The following is a 17,349-nucleotide window of genomic DNA, read 5'->3' on the forward strand; positions in this document are numbered from 1 at the left end:
CGCCTGAAATTTCTGTATAAAATTGCTTAGAACACAGCTAATCCAAAACAATGATGACAACCTGATGAACACCTTCAATTGCAAGCATGACTAATTTTTCTCTGGTGTAATACTTTTTGTTTTTTCCTGTTCTTGAACTTCTAACGCATCGCGTGCAGCACGAATACTTTTTTCAATTAACGTTACCCGTTTATCATCTTTTGGCATTAACCGTAACATCATCGCCCAAGTCACTGCCGCCATTTTATAATCTTCCGTTTCAAAGTAACGAAATGCCAATAAACTTAATGCTTCAATATTGCTATGATCCTTACGGATAACTTCTCTTAATAAATCACTACCTTTTAGTTTATCCGTCACATCTTCCGAAAACATTAATACACGTGCATAACCCAGTTTATATTGTAAATTATCAGGCTCAAGCTTATTTGCTTTTTGGTAGCTATCGAACGCCAAACGGGCATCACCTAAATTCATACCAATTTGTCCCAGCCACCACCACTTTTGGGCATCCTGTGGATTTTTCTGTAAATCAATACGAAGTGCGATTGAAAATTGCTGCATTTCACTATCCGAAAGAGGATTTGTCTCCTCTTCTTTCATTCTCTCGTAAAAATAAGGCAATTTTGCATAAGTTTGCTCTAACATGGATTCTGCCTGCCAAGATCCAACCATAAAGTAACTTGCTCCTGCAACAATCCCTATAGCAAGCAGACCTGAAGCAAACCAAATTTTTCCATAAGATTTTTCATTTTGGATTGTCTTTTCTTCCTGATAAGGGACATCATCCAATAACGTTTTCTGCAATTCTTGTTTAAGTAATTCTACATTTTCCACTAGCCCTTGCGCATTATCCCGTTCGATTTCTTGCAGGCGTGAGAAATAGAGTGCCTTATTCAGCTCATCACGTTTTTGTTCATTTTGTGTCTTAAACCGATACAGCAAAGGATAAAAACAAATTAACGCTACCAGTAAAGTAATGGCGACCAAACTCAATGCAAAACTCATCTATTTATCCTTTTGATTCAATAATTCAGCTAAACGCGCATTTTCTTCTTCCGTTAAAACATTGTCGGTTTTGACCGCACTTTGTTTTTTAGACTTAGGCTTCATTAGGAAAAAAACGCCGAATAATATAAGAAATAATGGTGCAAACCATAAAATTAAGGTACTCGCCGTCATCGGAGGATCATAGGTCACAAAATTACCATAACGCGCCACCATATATTCCACCACATCATTTTTCGATTTTCCCTCTTGTAACAACTCAAAGACTTTGTTACGCATATCTACCGCAATTGTGGCATTTGAGTCTGCAATATTATTATTCTGACATTGCGGACAACGCAAAGATTGCGTAAGTCGGTGATAATCGTTTTCTTGCTGTTGCGAGCTAAAATTCAGTGCATCAATGGCGGAAAATGCCACCGTGCTACATAAAAGTGCGGCTAAAAAAAGCCCTAATTTTTTCATTGTGTCTGCTCCGCAAGTTTGTCATAAATCGGTTTCAACGTTTCCAGCCATACTTTTTCGTTTACATCCCCGGCCAAACGATAATGAATCACTCCTTTACCATCCACAATGAAAGTCTCCGGTGCACCATATACCCCCAAGTCTAAGCCAAAAGATCCTTTTTCATCTTTTAGCACAAGTTGGTAAGGATTACCCAAATCTTTTAACCATTTTATTGCCTTTGCCGATTCATCTTTATAGTTCAACCCAATAATATTCACACCTTGTTGCGCCAGTTTATTTAAGTATTGATGTTCGGCATAACAGGTTGGACACCAAGTCGCCCATACGTTTAGCAAAACCGGTTTGCCTTGACGGAATAGTTCATTGCCATAAACCTTGTTTTCAAAGAGTTCCGTTAAGCTTTTCGTCGGGACAGGTTTTCCAACCAACGCCGATTCTAAAGCCTTAATATCTTCACCTTGAGCATTACGGTTAAGTTGCACTAAAAAGGCAATAACCACTGCTAAAAAGAGAACAAGAGGAATCAATAATTTTTTTTTCATTTCTACCGCTCTTTTAAGTAACTTGTCCTTTCCTTATTTGGAAAAGGTTGCGAAAAAATCAATCACGCTATATTTTCCACAGGGTTTCACACTTCCATAAGGAAAATCAGGAATGCAATACGGGAGTTATTTTTTTAATAATTTATTAAACCGATAACGTCTGTCAAACATACACAACAGACCACCCAATGCCATAAACACACCACCAATCCAAATCCAACGAATAAAAGGCTTATAATACAAACGCAATGCCCAAGAATTGTCATCAAGTTTTTCGCCTAGCGCCACGTACAAGTCACGTGTTAAACTCCCATCAATAGCTGCTTCTGTCATTGACATACGGCTAACGGTGTAAAAACGCTTTTCAGCGAATAAGGTTGCCTCTGGTTTTCCGTCTTTTGTAATATCAATTTGTGCTTTACCACCAATATAATTAGACCCATTGGCATCACTGACACCGACAAATTTGAAATCGTAACGACCAATCTGAGCACTATCCCCTACTTGCATTCGTACATCACGTTCTACACTAAAGTTTTGGCTAAAAGCGATCCCCCATACCGTCATTGCCACACCTAAGTGTGCAAATAACATTCCCCAATGAGAACGGGATAATTTGCGCACACCGACAAAAAACGATTCGCGATGGGTAGCCCGTTGTTGTAATTCGTAAAGTGCGAGTAATAGGATAATAATAGTCATCATCGCACCAAGAACGGAACTTACGGTAATCTTGTCTTGCAAGAAATAAGGTAAGGCAAATCCCACAATCAGCATGATAACAACACTGATGATAACCGGCGTTCGAATTGCTGAGAATTGATCCCGTCGCCATTTTACTAGCGGCCCAATGCCCAGCAATAGCGCAAACGGTGTCATAATAATCAAGAACATTTGATCAAAAAACGGTGCACCGATTGAAATTGTGCCTAATCCTAACTGTTTATGCACCAAAGGTAACAATGTACCTAAAAACACCACACAAAGTGCGGTCATTAATAGAATATTATTTAACAGCAACATACTTTCGCGAGAATAGCGCTCCGCATTATCACGTGAACGAATTTGACTGCCTTTATAGGCATAAAGTGCGAGTGAGCCGCCAATGACAACCACTAGATATGCCAAAATATACAAACCGCGCGTCGGATCAGAGGCAAAGGCATGGACTGACACCAAAATCCCCGAACGCACCAAGAATGTGCCGAGTAAACAGAGGGAAAAAGCCAAAATAGCGAGGAGTACCGTCCAAGCTTTAAATGAACTGCGTTTTTCCGTCACCGAAAGAGAATGAATCAGCGCTGTACCGGCTAACCAAGGCATAAAGGATGAATTTTCAACCGGATCCCAGAACCACCAGCCACCCCAGCCTAATTCATAATACGCCCACCAAGAACCGAGAACGATACCAAGTGTTAAAAATACCCATGCGGCAAGCGTCCAAGGGCGAGACCAACGCGCCCACGCCGAATCAAGTTTACCGGTCATTAAAGAAGCAATCGCGAACGCAAAAGCGACAGAGAAACCGACATAGCCCATATAGAGTAGCGGAGGGTGAAAAATCAATCCTACATCTTGTAGCATAGGATTAAGTTCTTTACCGTCCACAGGGAAATTAGGGAAAGTGCGGATAAATGGATTGGATGTAAATAATACAAACAGCACGAAACCCACGCTAATGATTCCCATGATACCCAGCACTCTCGCTGCCGCTTCTTGAGGTAAATGTTTACTCAATAGCGCAACCGCGGCGGACCAAAGGGCAAGCAACCAAATCCAAAGCAATAATGAGCCTTCGTGTGATCCCCAAACAGCGGATAAACGATAATAAATCGGCAAGGTACTGTTAGAATTATTTACTACATATTGCACACTAAAGTCATTGACTGCAAACAAGTAAAACAGCGCGACAAAAGCAATGGTAAGACTGACAAATAATCCGTAGGTCATTGGTCGTGCTAATGCCATTAAGCGGGTATTCCCCTTCTCTGCGCCCCACAATGGAAAAATCGCGAGCATTAATGACACGGCAAGACTCAAGGCGAGCGCATAATTTCCGATTTCAGCGATCATTTGTTGCCTTCTTGTTTTTCTTGACGATCACGCACACTTTCACCTTTCAAATCCGCCTCATCTACACCCATCGGTTTATGCACTTTTTGCATTTTTTCGCCTAATTCAGGCGGTACATAATTTTCATCGTGTTTTGCCAACACTTCAGTAGCGGTCAGTACGGTCGGTTTGGTTAATACGCCTTGTGCAACAATACCCTGCCCCTCTCGGAAAAGATCAGGCAAAATACCTTCGTATTCTACGGTAATCGCAGGGCCAATATCGTTCAAATCAAACCGCACTTTTAAACTTTTCGGGTCACGCTCTACAGTTCCTTCAACCACCATTCCACCGACTCGGATACGCTGCCCGACTTCAGGTTTTTGGTTCGGGTTATTATCTTTACCCAAAACCACCTCCGACGGCGTGTAGAATAAATCAATATTCTGACGTAACGCATAGAGTATCAAGCCACTAGCAATGGCAATACCAAGTACAACAAAAACAACTAATTTAAGTCTGGATTTACGTCTCGGGTTCATAGTGTGTTTCCTTTATTAGCTTGTTGTAAACGCATTTCACGTTGGGTTTCACGCAGAACATTTTTCAAAATCGTTTTACGTTGTTTGAGGCTTTGTATGATCAACGCAACAATCGCAACCAAACTAATGCCGTAAGATAGCCATACATAAAAGCCATAGCCACCCATATCAAAAAAATCACTCCAAGTTTGGAAAAACATTTTTATTCCTCCATAAAAATATAAAAACTATTTACTACAATCTTTTGCCAGAGCTTTCACCCATGGGCGTTTTGCATCTTCTCTTAATAATTCCGCACGATAACGCACCAGGGTCAGCCAAATATATAAAGCTAAAAAACCAAAAATACATAAAATCAATGGAATTAACATCGGAGCAGCAATAGACGGTTTTTCAAATTTTGTAATACTTGCGCCTTGATGAAGCGTATTCCACCATTCCACAGAGAAATGAATAATCGGCAAAATCACCACAGTAGTAATACATAAAATACCCGAGGCTTTTGCTCCGATCGCCCGATCGGAAAAACTGGAATAAAGAGCAAGAATACCAAGATATAAAAAGAATAGAATTAATTCAGCAGTCAGACGGGCATCCCATACCCACCAAGTCCCCCACATCGGTTTGCCCCAAATCGCACCGGTAATCAGTGCGAGAAAGGTGAATAATGCGCCAATAGGTGCCATAGCAATCATTGCTAAATGAGCTTGTTTAATTTGCCATACCAGTGCGATCACAGCGGCTACCGCCATTGAACCATACACGCCCATTGACCAAATCGCCGTTGGCACATGTACATACATGATTCTGAAACTGTTCCCCTGTTGATAATCTGCCGGCGCATAGGCCAAGCCCCATACAATACCGACACTTAACAATAACAAACTCAATAGAGCAAACACTGGACTCAATTTACCACAAATTCGATATTGGGTTTCTGGTTTAGCGTAGGGATGTAACCAGTTCCACATAACAAAGCCTCACAAAAAAATAAAAAGAAAAACAACCGCACTTTCGCACAGTTGTCGAATTAATTATCCAAACTAATACGCAATGCCGCAGCCACCGCAAAAGGCGAAAGCGTCATCGCACCTACCATCATCGCACCTAAAATTGCAAGTTGCCCCGTATAAGGCAAATTCAAACCGGCTGCATCCAATACGGAAGATGCGAAAATCAACACGGGAATAAACAACGGCACTACAAGTAAACTGAGCAACACACCGCCCTTACGTAATCCTACGGTTAATGCAACACCAATCGCACCGATACAACTCAATACCGGCGTACCAAGAAGCAAGGTTAGCACTAGCGCCCACCAAAGATGTACTTCAAGAGAAAGTAATAATGCCGCAATTGGCGAAAGTAAAATCAGTGGCAAACCGGTTAAAAGCCAATGTGCGATAACCTTGGACAACGCCGTTAATACGAGAGGTTGCTTGGTCAGCATTAATTGCTCAAGTGAACCGTCAATAAAATCATCACGGAACAAACGTTCAAAAGAAAGCAATGCAGAAAGTAAAGCCGCCACCCAAGCAATTCCGGGTGCAATGCGTGAAAGTAATTTAGGATCCGGCCCAATCACAAGTGGAAATAACGTGATAACAATCAAAAAAAACCACAGTGGATTTAAAATCTCTGACCGTTTACGCATTGCAATTTTTAATTCACGTTTAATTACTTCTAGAAAAATCATTCACTTATTCCGCTTTATACTGTACTAAATTAAGTTTCTGCAAACGCATACTCGGCACATCTTGATGGCTTGTCATTAATACAATGCCACCTTGTTTTGCATGCTCATCAAAAAGTGCGGTCAAAATTTCCACGCCTTTTTTATCAATCGCCGTAAAAGGTTCATCTAAAATCCATAACGGTGCATGAGAAAGCCATAATCTTGCTAATGCAATACGTCGTTGTTGCCCCGCTGAAAGTTGTGCGGCGGGTAGATCTTCACGCCCCAAAAGTCCGACTTTCGCTAATACGTCCCAAAGTGCGTCATCTCCCTGCTCCGCTTGGCTAATGCGTTGATAAAATTGCAGATTCTCTAACGCTGTCAGTTCTGGTTTTACGCCGGAAAAATGCCCTAGATAAAGTAAATCCTGATAGTAAATTTCCCGTTGTTTGGAAATAAGTTCAGAATTCCACCGCACTTCACCTTCTAAGGGTTGTGCAAGCCCGGCTAAAATACGCAATAAACTGGTTTTTCCGATACCATTATGTCCCTCAATCTGCACAAAATCACCACTGTTAAAATTGCACGATAAACCGGAAAAAAGCAAACTCTCACCACGTTGGCAGGCAAGCTCTTTGATAGATAAATTGTGAGACTTAGACATAAAGAAAAACACGAATATTGAATTGCGGTCATTCTATCACAAGTGAAAAATTTAACGAGATTTTAAGTAGTCAAAACAATTAACTATTTGGTAGTAGATTGTAGGTTTTATTGACTTAGAACAAGCTTCATTTGAATACTCAATTTCTACAAAAGGGAAAACATTTAATGATCTAAATCAACTTTTCTGCTAGTATTTTCCCCTTAGTACTTTTTGGTTAAAGCTTTTGCATTTTTAGCTGACAGCCAAATCGGCTCAAATGAAAACTCATTTTATAAGAAGGAATGAATTATGGCTTACACTCTACCTGAATTAGGCTACGCTTATGATGCCTTAGAACCTCATTTTGATGCTCAAACGATGGAAATTCACCATAGTAAACATCACCAAGCCTACGTAAATAATGCCAATGCGGCACTAGAAGGCTTACCGGCTGAATTTACCGAAATTTGCGCAGGTCAATTAATTTCTCAACTTGACAAACTTCCGGCAGAAAAACGTGTCGCATTACGTAATAATGCCGGCGGTCACGCAAATCATAGTTTATTCTGGAAATCCTTGAAAAAAGGAACTACATTACAAGGTGCATTGAAAGAAGCAATCTTACGCGATTTTGGTTCTGTCGAAGCCTTTCAAGCCGAATTCGAAAAAGCGGCGGCAACCCGCTTCGGTTCAGGTTGGGCATGGTTGGTGTTAACTACCGAAGGAAAACTCGCGGTTGTTTCCACAGCAAACCAAGATAATCCACTAATGGGTAAAGAAATTGCAGGTTGTGAAGGTTTCCCACTTTTAGGCTTAGACGTTTGGGAACACGCCTACTACTTGAAATTCCAAAATCGTCGCCCGGATTACATTAAAGAATTTTGGAATGTTGTAAACTGGGATTATGTTGCAGAGCGTTTTGAAAAGAAAGCGGCTGATTGCAATCACGCCAAATAATCAATGAACGACAAAAGTGCGGTCAATTTTGACCGCACTTTTTATATCCACCGCCTAACTTTCGATTTATACCGACGATATGTATCCCCAAATTTCTTTTCTAAATAGATTTCTTCTCGAGAAATTTGGAATCGATTCATTAAAAATATAAAGATAATGACCCCACTCCAAGCCAATAAATGCCCTAACCATAATGCCCATGATACAAGAATCAGTAATAGACTCAGGTACATTGGGTTACGCGTGATTTGAAAAATACCGGATGTGACAAGCCTTGTCGTTTTATCCAACTGTTTCGGATCAATAGATGTGTCATTGCGATAAAATTGCCATACACTCGCAGCAGCAACCAAAATAGAGACTAGAATAAAAAACCAAATCGCATAAAAAAATCTGGAATATCGCCCTATTTGAGGTAAAGCATACATCACCACACCAATGGAGAAACAAAGAATCGGGGGAGGAAGTGGAAATAAAAAGCGCATAAAACAAACGCCCTCTCGGGCGCTTTATACTAAAGATTGTTTAACTTCATTTGAGCCATTTGCTGTTCTAACGAGCTACCCGTTTGAAGCACTTGCTCAAAACTATTTTTTGCCGCAACAGTGTCGCCTTTTGCCAACTGAATATCACCGACTAAAAGTATTTTGCGTGCATTAAAACCAGCACTCTTTACCTGTTCGAGTGTTGATAATGCACTATCTAATTGACCTAACTGGAACTGCACGGCACTTAAACGTAACGCGGCAAGTGATGTCAATAAGTCATCTTGAGATTGTGTTAAAACCTGCTGTAAAGCAACTTCGGCACTCGCAAAATCTTGTTTTGCCACCGCATTTTTTGCTTCGTCAAACAAGGCAAAGACTGCATAACTGGTTTTACTATTCGCTTGAATGAATTCCGTTAATTTCGCTTTCTGAGCGGTAGGATCTTGCTCGGCCGCATAAACTAAAGCATCATATCCTGCCGAGGCTTCAGCTATTTGATTTGCTTGATAAGTCTGCCAATAACGCCAGCCAAACACGCCGGCCACCCCCAAAATAAAAGCGACAATGATAGTTTTGCCGTTTTCTTTCCACCATTCTTTTAACTGGTTAATCTCTTGTTCTTCTTCAATGGAGTATGCCATATCTTTTTCCTTTATAAATTAAAATTGAGATTGAATATAATCAATAACTTGTTCAACTTCAAAGGTTTGTTGTTCAACCCCACCGTGTAAATGTTTCACAACTACCTGACTATTTTGCACTTCACTTTCACCAATGACTAAAGCTAAAGTCGCACCGGATTTATCCGCACGTTTAAATTGTTTTTTAAAATTACCCCCCGAGCAATGTTGCATAACCCGTAAGTGCGGCAATGCTGAACGAATTTTTTCAGCAATTTGTAAAGCAGCTAAAGTCGTATCTTCCCCTTGATGAATTACATAAATATCGACCGCACTTTTTAATGGTATGGCTACATTAAGTTCTTGTACCAATAAAACTAAGCGCTCCAGTCCCATCGCAAAGCCTACACCGGACGTAGCGTGTCCGCCAAGCTGCTCAACCAAACCGTCATAGCGACCGCCGCCGCATACCGTGCCTTGCGCACCCAGTGCAGAAGTTACCCATTCAAACACCGTTTTATTGTAATAATCCAATCCCCGTACAAGCTTTGGATTAATTTCATATTGAATTCCCACTGCATCTAATAAAGCACATAATTGAGCAAAATGTACACGGCTTTCTTCATCCAAATAATCAAGGAGTTTCGGTGCATTATCTAATACTTTTTGTAATTCTTGATTTTTAGTATCTAAAATACGCAGAGGGTTTTTCACTAAACGTTCTTTTTCTTCTTCGCTCATTAGATCTTGATATTTTTCCAAGAATTCTACCAATGCGGAGCGATAACTTGCTCTTGCTTCCAATGAACCGATTGAGTTTAGTTGCAGAGAAACCTGCTGATCAATACCTAATTTTTTCCAAAGTCTCGCCGTTAAAATAATTAGCTCGGCATCGATTTCCGGATTTGCAATACCAAAAACTTCTACTCCCGCTTGATGGAACTGGCGATAACGTCCCTTTTGCGGACGTTCATGGCGAAACATCGGGCCCATATACCACAAACGCTGTTCATTATTATAAATCCAACCATGTTCAATCGCTGCCCGCACACAACCTGCAGTCCCCTCAGGGCGAAGGGTTAATTGTTCATCGTTATCCCAAAAAGTGTACATTTCCTTTGAAACAACATCCGTTACTTCGCCAATAGCACGGGCAAATAACGGTGTACTTTCAACAATCGGCATACGCACTTCAGAGTAACCATAACTGTTTAATACTTCACGTACCTGCATTTCAACCCATTGCCATAATGGGGATTCTGTTGGTGGACAATCGTTCATACCACGAATTGCTTGAATTGTTTTTGCCACAAGTTTTCCTTAAATAATACGATTTTTGGGATCTTGCAATGCGACTTTCGCACGGATCTTTGCTTCTAATTGATTGATAATATCTTCGTTATCAAACCGCTCTTTTTGACGCTCGCCATCTATATAATAACCGCTTTTCTTATTCCCACCTGTTACGCCGAGATCAGAGACTAAGGCTTCACCCGGTCCATTTACGACACAGCCGATAATAGATACATCCATCGGTGTAATAATATCTTCAAGACGTTGTTCTAAAGCATTCACTGTACCGATCACATCAAATTCTTGACGAGAACAGGTTGGACAGGCAATAAAATTAATTCCTCGGGAACGAATACGCAACGATTTTAAAATATCAAAACCTACTTTGATTTCTTCCACAGGATCTGCCGCCAAGGAAACTCGTAGGGTATCTCCTATTCCCTCAGCGAGTAGCATTCCTAAACCGATTGCCGATTTAACAGCTCCGGCACGCGCACCACCGGCTTCGGTAATCCCTAGGTGTAACGGCTGTTTAATCGCTTTTGCCAGTAAACGATAAGATTCTACCGCCAAAGACACATCGGATGCTTTCACGCTTACTTTAAATTGATCAAAGTTAAAACGATCTAAAATCTCTACGTGACGCAATGCAGACTCAACAAGTGCTTCGGGAGTAGGCTCACCGTATTTCTCTTGAATGTCTTTCTCTAAAGAACCGGCATTCACACCAATGCGAATAGGGATATTTTTATCACGAGCACAATCCACTACTGCACGAATACGATCCTCTCGTCCGATGTTACCGGGATTTATACGCAAACAATCTACACCATACTCAGCAACTTTTAATGCAATACGGTAGTCAAAATGGATGTCTGCTATCAATGGTATACTAACTTGCTGTTTAATAATTTTAAACGCTTCAGCAGCATCCATGGTCGGCACCGAAACACGCACAATATCGGCGCCTACACGCTCTAAAGATTTAATCTGAGCAACCGTAGAATCAATATCCGTAGTGCGCGTATTTGTCATAGATTGCACGGCAATCGGTGCATCTCCACCAATCGGTACATTACCTACATAAATTTTTGTCGATTCACGACGCTTAATTATCGGTTGAAAAGCTGACATTATCATTCCTTATTAAGGTTGTGAAAGTTTAAATTTTGCGACACGCCCGTCCACTTTTAGAGGATAATCCTGCCCCTTATAAGTGATACGAACATTCCCCGGTGCCCCTACAATCAATGAAAATTCATTACCGCTAAAGGTTAAGACTTCACCTTGCTTATATTCTTTTTGTGCAAGCACTTTTCGATTCTGATCTTTTATACTTAACCAACTGGTATTTTTTAATATTTCCACGACTAAATCACCTTGAGCAGCCGGCGGAGGTGGAGAAATAGTTGGATCTTCAACCGCACTTTGCGTATCAGGAATCGCAATTTCGTTCAACGTTGTGTCTTCGCCAGAAGTGATTGATTTAGGTAATACATTTTGTTCAGTCTGAGCAGAAATAACCTCTTGGCTAGCTTTTACTTCAGCCATTTCCATACTATTAGCTTGAGTATTTTCCGGCTGGATCGGTTGAACACTTGGCAGTTCAGTAGGTGAAACGGAGGAACTTTCCGATACTGTTTGGGTAGTTTCTACATTTGACACATAACTTTGCACTAAGGTATCACGCTCTTCATTAGATTTTTGATAGTTCTGCCACCACCACAAGCCCGTCATACTTAATGCGACTAAAAGCACTAATGCGGTTAAATAGCCAACCCAACGACTGTGAGAAGAATATTGATTTACCGAGCGAGTAGAACGAGCATTTTTTCCCAAATCATTTTGTTCGTCTTCCCCAAAAGAGAGATCGGCCCAAAGACTTTCAGGTAAACGCAGAAACTTCCCATAATTGCGTACATAGCCTTTCATGAAAGCCGCAGGCACATTTTTTTGGATAAATTCATTATTTTCGATTTGAGCTAAAATCGCGGGACGTAATGTAATTTGCTTAGAGACATCTTCAAGAGATAGATTTAAGGCTTCGCGGGCCTCACGAAATTTATCTCCCAAAGATATAGGTTGATCTGCTTGCGTTTTCGTTTCCATTTGTTCAGCCTGGGCATCCATAATGTTTATTAATTTATGAGACATAATTAAAGGCTGAATTTTAAAGTCCAAAGCAATTTTTGGCAATGTTTTATTTGATTAGACTTAGTTTTTCCGCACGATTCACATCTATTTGTCGTAATTTGTCGATTGCTTTTTGATAAGCCTCCGATTGATTTAGCGCCTGTGAGCAAAGTGCCATATTTTCATAAGTATCTGCCTGACGGTAATAATTAGGCGAAAGTAAGGCAAGTTCAAATTGCTTATTGGCTTGTTCAAACTCACCTTGACTACATAAAAACGCGCCAAAATTATTATGTACATCGCCTTGTTTTTCATCAAGTGTTATGGATTTTAGATAAGATTTTCTTGCTTCATTAACATCGCCTTGCAATTGATGAAAATGTGCAAAGGCAGAATGAACAAGATAATACTCTTGATCATGTGCTAACGCTTTATCAAGATTTTGTTTTGCTTGAATAAAATTATTTTGCTGCAAATAACCGAGAGCCAGTTCGACTCGCGCTTTTGCCGCCTGTTGTTTATTAAAATCAGAAGAGGGTGCTTGCGAAACACAAGCTGAAAAAACAAGAGGAAAAATGACCGCACTTAAAAATCGAATAAATAAAGATCTCATTTTTCCTCCAATTACTATAGTTTCACTAATTAACTTGGGTTATTCCTATATTCTGCCCAAATTGACGTTTCATTGCTGTACGTTTAGTACGATCAATAACATCACCGGCCAGTTGCCCGCACGCAGCATCAATATCATCTCCCCGAGTTTTACGCACAATGACAGTAAAACCATATTCCATTAATGCTTTTTGGAATCGATCGATACGGGTATTTGAACTTTTGGCATAAGGGGCTTCAGGAAACGGATTCCACGGGATTAAATTAATTTTACAAGGTGTATTTTTCAACACTTCCGCAAGCTGATGAGCATGCTCCACACTGTCATTAACATGATCCAACATCACATATTCAATCGTGACTTTGCCATGATTGGCATTGGAAACACTCAAATAACGATTCACAGAATCAATCAGCATTTTAATATTATATTTTTTATTAATCGGTACAATTTCATCACGTAATTCATCATTCGGTGCATGTAAGGAGATAGCTAATGCAACATCAATCATCTTATTTAAATTATCCAATGCCGGCACAACTCCTGAAGTAGAAAGTGTCACACGGCGTTTAGATAAACCGTAAGCAAAATCGTCCAACATGATTTCCATTGCAGGAACAACATTTGCCACATTTAATAGCGGTTCCCCCATCCCCATCATCACCACATTCGTTATTGGACGAACGCCGGTCACGCCAAAATTACCGATAATTTTTGAGGCTCGCCACACTTGCCCAATAATTTCAGATACGGTCAAATTACGATTAAAGCCTTGTTGAGCGGTAGAACAAAAGGTACAGGCCAAGGCACAACCAACCTGAGAAGAAACACAAAGCGTGGCACGATCCGCTTCAGGAATATACACGGTTTCTACTTGTTGATCGCCCACCTGCATTGCCCATTTTATCGTGCCGTCTGCAGAACGTTGCTCTACCGCCACTTCAGGTGCTCTAATTTCAGCAACGGATTTTAACTTTTCTCGTAATTTCTTATTGATATTTGTCATATTGTCGAAATTATCTTCGCCAAAATGATAAATCCATTTTACTAATTGATCGGCTCGAAACGGTTTTTCCCCAAGTTCTTGAAAAAATTCACGCATTTGTTGGCGCGTCAAATCCATTAAATTAATTTTTTTGTTTGATATTTGTTCTAACATTAAAGCCTCGTTGCTACACATTATGGCAATAAAAATTGTAGTGATTTACTACAAAAAAGCCTGATATAAAAATGAGCAGCGATTTTACAGATTTGTTAGAAGATAAGCTAGCAGATTTCAAAAACAAGAACATTTCTGACCGCACTTTTTACGATTCAGATCGCAAAAATAAGCAATCTTTTAGAAAAAAGTGCGGTAGAATACGCCTCTGTTTTATTTATCGGTACTAAAAATGTTTAAAAAATGCTTTTCAGTTTTGTGTCTATGTATCCCAGCCCCCTTAACCATGGCACAATCCTATGTCGTTTACGATTTCACTCACGATAAAGTCTTGGAAAGCAGCTCACCAAACCATGTTCAACCTATTGCATCAGTAACAAAACTAATGACTGCAAATGTATTTTTAGAAAATAATAAAAATCCTCGTTGTGCCGCCTCCATTACAGATGATGATCATGACTATATCAAAGGTACCCGTACAAAATTACCGACATATACGCCCATTCCTTGTAATGAACTACTAAAAGCAATGTTAGTTCATTCCGATAACTATGCAGCCCATGCCCTTTCCCGTTCAGCCGGAATGAGCCGCCTACAGTTTATTCAGAAAATGAATGAAAAGGCTCGTGAACTTGGTATGCGTTCCACCCGCTTCACTGATAGTTCAGGTTTATCGGATAGTAATATTTCCAGTGTGATGGATCTGGTTAAGCTGACTAAATATTCCTTGAATAAACCGCAAATTAAGGATTTTTCTAATATGCCAAGCGCTTATATTCAGGCCGGCGGACGTCAGGTATTGGTGAGAAATACCAACAAACTGGTACGAGAAGCCGTATTCGATGCAGCAATTAATAAAACCGGCTATATTCGTGAATCAGGCTATAATCTGGTATTTGTTAATAAACATCTTTGCCGAAATTCAGCCATTGGGGTGATTAGTTTAAATAATAGCTCCTCCCAATTCCGCACTAATTTCACCAAAAACAAATTAGAAAAATATGGTTGTATTGCCGGACACCGGCTCAATAATTTCACACCTGATGATGCACAATATGAAGAAGGTTACGATGAAGAAGGGCTAAGCAATCTGATTGAACAACTTTCAAAACAATAAGTTTCGCTATTCTACCGGCAACACGCCGGTATATTTTTATTCCTACAATCATCAACATTTAAAAGCATAGAAAAAATCTATCATCCTTTTTGATATGCTAACCGGCGTAAAATAAAATCTTTAGAATTTGATAATCATTTTTATTTGAAATCTCTACAAAAAGTAGTACTATTGTCCCCAGTGAATGTAAACTGTACTGTATTCACCTATCATTCAAGTAAAACGAATTCTACTTTATAAGGAGATCTTATGCGAATTTCATTAAAAATTATGACCGCACTTACGTTAGGTTTATTTATGATGCAAGCCAATGCAAAATTTAAAGTTGTTACGACTTTTACCGTTATCCAAGATATTGCACAAAATGTAGCGGGCGATGCAGCAACGGTGGAATCTATCACGAAACCCGGCGCGGAAATTCATGAATACGAGCCGACCCCAAAAGACATTGTAAAGGCACAATCTGCCGATTTAATTCTATGGAACGGTTTAAATTTAGAGCGTTGGTTTGAGCGTTTTTTCCAAAATATTAAAGATAAACCGGCCGTAGTGGTGACAGAAGGCATTACACCTCTTTCTATTTATGAAGGGCCTTACAAAGACGCGCCTAACCCACACGCTTGGATGTCGCCTTCTAATGCATTAATTTATATTGAAAATATTAAAAACGCACTGATTAAACATGATCCTCAAAATGCCGATGTATATGAAAAAAATGCAGCGGATTACACACAAAAAATTAAACAGTTAGATGAACCGCTTCGTGCTAAACTTGCACAAATTCCGGAGTCCAAACGTTGGCTGGTCACCAGCGAAGGAGCTTTCAGCTATTTGGCGAAAGATTACAACTTAAAAGAAGGTTACTTATGGCCAATTAATGCCGAACAACAAGGAACGCCTCAACAAGTTCGTAAAGTCATTGATTTGGTTCGTAAAAATAATATTCCGGTAGTGTTCAGTGAAAGTACTATTTCACCTAAGCCGGCACAACAAGTGGCGAAAGAAAGTGGGGCAAAATATGGGGGAGTATTATATGTAGATTCTCTTTCAACCAAAGAGGGCCCTGTACCAACCTATATCGACCTATTGAATACCACCGTTTCCACCATAGTTAAAGGATTTGAAAAATAATGGAATCATTTTCGACATCAATTTGGGTGAATGACGTAACCGTTCGTTATAACAACGGACATACTGCTATTCACGATATGAGCTTTTCACTCAATGACGGTACGATTTGCGCACTGGTTGGCGTGAACGGTAGTGGAAAATCAACCCTGTTTAGAAGTCTAATGGGGTTAGTAAAACCACAAAAAGGTGAAATAAAACTATGCAACCTACCGATTTCTCAAGCCCTAAAACGTAATCTGATTGCTTATGTTCCGCAATCGGAAGAAGTGGACTGGCAATTCCCCGTTTCCGTTTATGATGTCGTTATGATGGGACGTTATGGATACATGAACCTTTTACGTATCCCAAAATCTATTGATAAACAAAAAGTGCAAGAGGCGATGCAACGTGTAAACATTGAGCATCTTGCACATCGCCAAATTGGCGAACTCTCCGGCGGGCAAAAGAAACGGGTATTTTTAGCTCGCGCATTGGCGCAACAAAGCCCAATAATTTTGTTGGATGAGCCTTTCACCGGCGTAGATGTTAAAACGGAAAACGCCATTGTGGATTTGTTGCAGCAACTTCGTAGTGAAGGGCATCTAATTTTGGTTTCGACTCACAATCTAGGTTCTGTGCCTGATTTTTGTGATCAAGTGGTGATGATCAACCGCACAGTTATTGCAGCCGGAAAAACAGAAGACACCTTTAATCAACATAATTTAGAGCTCGTCTTTGGTGGTGTGTTGCGCCATATCAGATTGCAAGGTGAAGACTTACATAATGATGAAGACAAACGCGCAGTAACGGTACTGACCGATGATGAAAAAGCGGTGGTATTCTACGGTGAAACCAAACAGGATCCCCCTGCCACAACACAAGATTGCAATTTTGACACGTCCGCGAATAAAAAAGAGAAGGAATAA

20 protein-coding genes are annotated in these 17,349 nt (G+C 40.2%); 4 read left to right on the top strand and 16 right to left on the bottom strand.

Annotated elements, in window-relative coordinates; translation table 11 throughout:
• Positions 1–90: 90 nt before the first annotated feature.
• From ccmI to ccmA, 9 genes are all read right to left on the bottom strand, one after another.
• The gene (gene ccmI / locus PNEUHYL_RS01885; protein ID WP_059365592.1) at positions 91–1,008 is read right to left on the bottom strand and encodes a c-type cytochrome biogenesis protein CcmI; all 918 of its coding nucleotides are present in this window, start codon (positions 1,006–1,008) and stop codon (positions 91–93) included.
• Entirely contained in the window at positions 1,009–1,473 is a 465-nt protein-coding gene (locus PNEUHYL_RS01890; protein ID WP_059365593.1) for a cytochrome c-type biogenesis protein, read from the bottom strand. It lies immediately after the preceding gene.
• Positions 1,470–2,018 (bottom strand): DsbE family thiol:disulfide interchange protein, encoded by a 549-nt coding sequence (locus PNEUHYL_RS01895; protein ID WP_059365594.1) that lies wholly within the window; start codon positions 2,016–2,018, stop codon positions 1,470–1,472. The genes PNEUHYL_RS01890 and PNEUHYL_RS01895 overlap by 4 nt, the downstream gene beginning before the upstream one ends.
• A 126-nt stretch (positions 2,019–2,144) precedes the next feature.
• Complete coding sequence (locus tag PNEUHYL_RS01900; RefSeq protein WP_059365595.1) at positions 2,145–4,091, bottom strand: heme lyase CcmF/NrfE family subunit; 1,947 nt, start codon at positions 4,089–4,091, stop codon at positions 2,145–2,147.
• Positions 4,088–4,612, bottom strand: a complete 525-nt coding sequence (gene ccmE, locus PNEUHYL_RS01905) for a cytochrome c maturation protein CcmE (RefSeq protein ID WP_059365596.1) — start codon at positions 4,610–4,612, stop codon at positions 4,088–4,090. The genes PNEUHYL_RS01900 and ccmE overlap by 4 nt, the downstream gene beginning before the upstream one ends.
• Entirely contained in the window at positions 4,609–4,812 is a 204-nt protein-coding gene (ccmD, locus tag PNEUHYL_RS01910) for a heme exporter protein CcmD (protein WP_059365597.1), read from the bottom strand. Before ccmD ends, ccmE begins: the two co-directional genes overlap by 4 nt.
• Before the next feature lie 27 nt (positions 4,813–4,839).
• Positions 4,840–5,583 carry a heme ABC transporter permease gene (locus tag PNEUHYL_RS01915; protein WP_059365598.1) on the bottom strand — a complete coding sequence of 248 codons (744 nt, stop codon included), beginning with the start codon at positions 5,581–5,583 and terminating at the stop codon, positions 4,840–4,842.
• A 59-nt stretch (positions 5,584–5,642) separates the two neighbouring features.
• A complete protein-coding gene (ccmB, locus tag PNEUHYL_RS01920; protein ID WP_059365599.1) occupies positions 5,643–6,308 on the bottom strand; it encodes a heme exporter protein CcmB in 666 nt (221 codons plus the stop codon).
• 4 nt (positions 6,309–6,312) lie between these two features.
• Entirely contained in the window at positions 6,313–6,951 is a 639-nt protein-coding gene (gene ccmA, locus PNEUHYL_RS01925) for a cytochrome c biogenesis heme-transporting ATPase CcmA (protein WP_059365600.1), read from the bottom strand.
• 291 nt (positions 6,952–7,242) lie between these two features.
• Here ccmA and sodA point away from each other — a divergent pair, with 291 nt between their 5' ends.
• The gene (sodA, locus tag PNEUHYL_RS01930; protein WP_059365601.1) at positions 7,243–7,890 is read left to right on the top strand and encodes a superoxide dismutase [Mn]; all 648 of its coding nucleotides are present in this window, start codon (positions 7,243–7,245) and stop codon (positions 7,888–7,890) included.
• A gap of 41 nt (positions 7,891–7,931) precedes the next feature.
• Here sodA and PNEUHYL_RS01935 read toward each other — a convergent pair whose 3' ends face one another.
• The 7 genes from PNEUHYL_RS01935 to rlmN form a co-directional block, all read right to left on the bottom strand.
• Complete coding sequence (locus tag PNEUHYL_RS01935; RefSeq protein ID WP_059365602.1) at positions 7,932–8,375, bottom strand: methyltransferase family protein; 444 nt, start codon at positions 8,373–8,375, stop codon at positions 7,932–7,934.
• A 29-nt stretch (positions 8,376–8,404) separates the two neighbouring features.
• Positions 8,405–9,019 carry a YfgM family protein gene (locus PNEUHYL_RS01940; protein ID WP_059365603.1) on the bottom strand — a complete coding sequence of 205 codons (615 nt, stop codon included), beginning with the start codon at positions 9,017–9,019 and terminating at the stop codon, positions 8,405–8,407.
• Positions 9,020–9,037: 18 nt separating this feature from the next.
• Positions 9,038–10,309: a histidine--tRNA ligase gene (gene hisS / locus PNEUHYL_RS01945; RefSeq protein WP_059365604.1), complete on the bottom strand. Its 1,272-nt coding sequence runs from the start codon at positions 10,307–10,309 to the stop codon at positions 9,038–9,040.
• A gap of 9 nt (positions 10,310–10,318) precedes the next feature.
• Positions 10,319–11,425: a flavodoxin-dependent (E)-4-hydroxy-3-methylbut-2-enyl-diphosphate synthase gene (gene ispG, locus PNEUHYL_RS01950; protein WP_059365605.1), complete on the bottom strand. Its 1,107-nt coding sequence runs from the start codon at positions 11,423–11,425 to the stop codon at positions 10,319–10,321.
• A gap of 12 nt (positions 11,426–11,437) precedes the next feature.
• Positions 11,438–12,400 (bottom strand): RodZ domain-containing protein, encoded by a 963-nt coding sequence (locus PNEUHYL_RS01955; protein ID WP_237184476.1) that lies wholly within the window; start codon positions 12,398–12,400, stop codon positions 11,438–11,440.
• Between the two features lie 91 nt (positions 12,401–12,491).
• On the bottom strand, positions 12,492–13,037 hold the full coding sequence (pilW, locus tag PNEUHYL_RS01960; protein WP_059365606.1) for a type IV pilus biogenesis/stability protein PilW: 546 nt from the start codon (positions 13,035–13,037) through the stop codon (positions 12,492–12,494).
• 25 nt (positions 13,038–13,062) lie between these two features.
• Positions 13,063–14,217, bottom strand: coding sequence for a dual-specificity RNA methyltransferase RlmN (rlmN, locus tag PNEUHYL_RS01965; protein ID WP_059365607.1), 1,155 nt, complete (start codon positions 14,215–14,217; stop codon positions 13,063–13,065).
• A gap of 211 nt (positions 14,218–14,428) precedes the next feature.
• Here rlmN and PNEUHYL_RS01970 point away from each other — a divergent pair, with 211 nt between their 5' ends.
• From PNEUHYL_RS01970 to PNEUHYL_RS01980, 3 genes are all read left to right on the top strand, one after another.
• A complete protein-coding gene (locus PNEUHYL_RS01970) occupies positions 14,429–15,313 on the top strand; it encodes a D-alanyl-D-alanine carboxypeptidase family protein (protein ID WP_059365608.1) in 885 nt (294 codons plus the stop codon).
• Between the two features lie 249 nt (positions 15,314–15,562).
• Positions 15,563–16,444: a metal ABC transporter substrate-binding protein gene (locus PNEUHYL_RS01975; protein ID WP_059365609.1), complete on the top strand. Its 882-nt coding sequence runs from the start codon at positions 15,563–15,565 to the stop codon at positions 16,442–16,444.
• Positions 16,444–17,349, top strand: coding sequence for an ATP-binding cassette domain-containing protein (locus tag PNEUHYL_RS01980; protein ID WP_059365610.1), 906 nt, complete (start codon positions 16,444–16,446; stop codon positions 17,347–17,349). Before PNEUHYL_RS01975 ends, PNEUHYL_RS01980 begins: the two co-directional genes overlap by 1 nt.

It is taken from the genome of Rodentibacter caecimuris (genome assembly GCF_001019715.1).
Classification (GTDB): domain Bacteria; phylum Pseudomonadota; class Gammaproteobacteria; order Enterobacterales; family Pasteurellaceae; genus Rodentibacter; species Rodentibacter caecimuris.

Bases quoted from the DNA above. Each gene is read 5' to 3' on its own strand.
- PNEUHYL_RS01890 (WP_059365593.1), bottom strand. From the start codon at position 1,473: ATGAAAAAATTAGGGCTTTTTTTAGCCGCACTTTTATGTAGCACGGTG.
- PNEUHYL_RS01940 (WP_059365603.1), bottom strand. From the start codon at position 9,019: ATGGCATACTCCATTGAAGAAGAACAAGAGATTAACCAGTTAAAAGAA.
- PNEUHYL_RS01980 (WP_059365610.1), top strand. From the start codon at position 16,444: ATGGAATCATTTTCGACATCAATTTGGGTGAATGACGTAACCGTTCGT.
- ccmD (WP_059365597.1), bottom strand. From the start codon at position 4,812: ATGTTTTTCCAAACTTGGAGTGATTTTTTTGATATGGGTGGCTATGGC.
- PNEUHYL_RS01970 (WP_059365608.1), top strand. From the start codon at position 14,429: ATGTTTAAAAAATGCTTTTCAGTTTTGTGTCTATGTATCCCAGCCCCC.
- ccmE (WP_059365596.1), bottom strand. From the start codon at position 4,612: ATGAACCCGAGACGTAAATCCAGACTTAAATTAGTTGTTTTTGTTGTA.
- rlmN (WP_059365607.1), bottom strand. From the start codon at position 14,217: ATGTGTAGCAACGAGGCTTTAATGTTAGAACAAATATCAAACAAAAAA.
- sodA (WP_059365601.1), top strand. From the start codon at position 7,243: ATGGCTTACACTCTACCTGAATTAGGCTACGCTTATGATGCCTTAGAA.
- ccmA (WP_059365600.1), bottom strand. From the start codon at position 6,951: ATGTCTAAGTCTCACAATTTATCTATCAAAGAGCTTGCCTGCCAACGT.
- pilW (WP_059365606.1), bottom strand. From the start codon at position 13,037: ATGAGATCTTTATTTATTCGATTTTTAAGTGCGGTCATTTTTCCTCTT.
- PNEUHYL_RS01900 (WP_059365595.1), bottom strand. From the start codon at position 4,091: ATGATCGCTGAAATCGGAAATTATGCGCTCGCCTTGAGTCTTGCCGTG.
- PNEUHYL_RS01935 (WP_059365602.1), bottom strand. From the start codon at position 8,375: ATGCGCTTTTTATTTCCACTTCCTCCCCCGATTCTTTGTTTCTCCATT.
- ccmI (WP_059365592.1), bottom strand. From the start codon at position 1,008: ATGAGTTTTGCATTGAGTTTGGTCGCCATTACTTTACTGGTAGCGTTA.
- ccmB (WP_059365599.1), bottom strand. From the start codon at position 6,308: ATGATTTTTCTAGAAGTAATTAAACGTGAATTAAAAATTGCAATGCGT.
- PNEUHYL_RS01955 (WP_237184476.1), bottom strand. From the start codon at position 12,400: ATGGAAACGAAAACGCAAGCAGATCAACCTATATCTTTGGGAGATAAA.
- PNEUHYL_RS01895 (WP_059365594.1), bottom strand. From the start codon at position 2,018: ATGAAAAAAAAATTATTGATTCCTCTTGTTCTCTTTTTAGCAGTGGTT.
- PNEUHYL_RS01975 (WP_059365609.1), top strand. From the start codon at position 15,563: ATGCGAATTTCATTAAAAATTATGACCGCACTTACGTTAGGTTTATTT.
- PNEUHYL_RS01915 (WP_059365598.1), bottom strand. From the start codon at position 5,583: ATGTGGAACTGGTTACATCCCTACGCTAAACCAGAAACCCAATATCGA.
- ispG (WP_059365605.1), bottom strand. From the start codon at position 11,425: ATGTCAGCTTTTCAACCGATAATTAAGCGTCGTGAATCGACAAAAATT.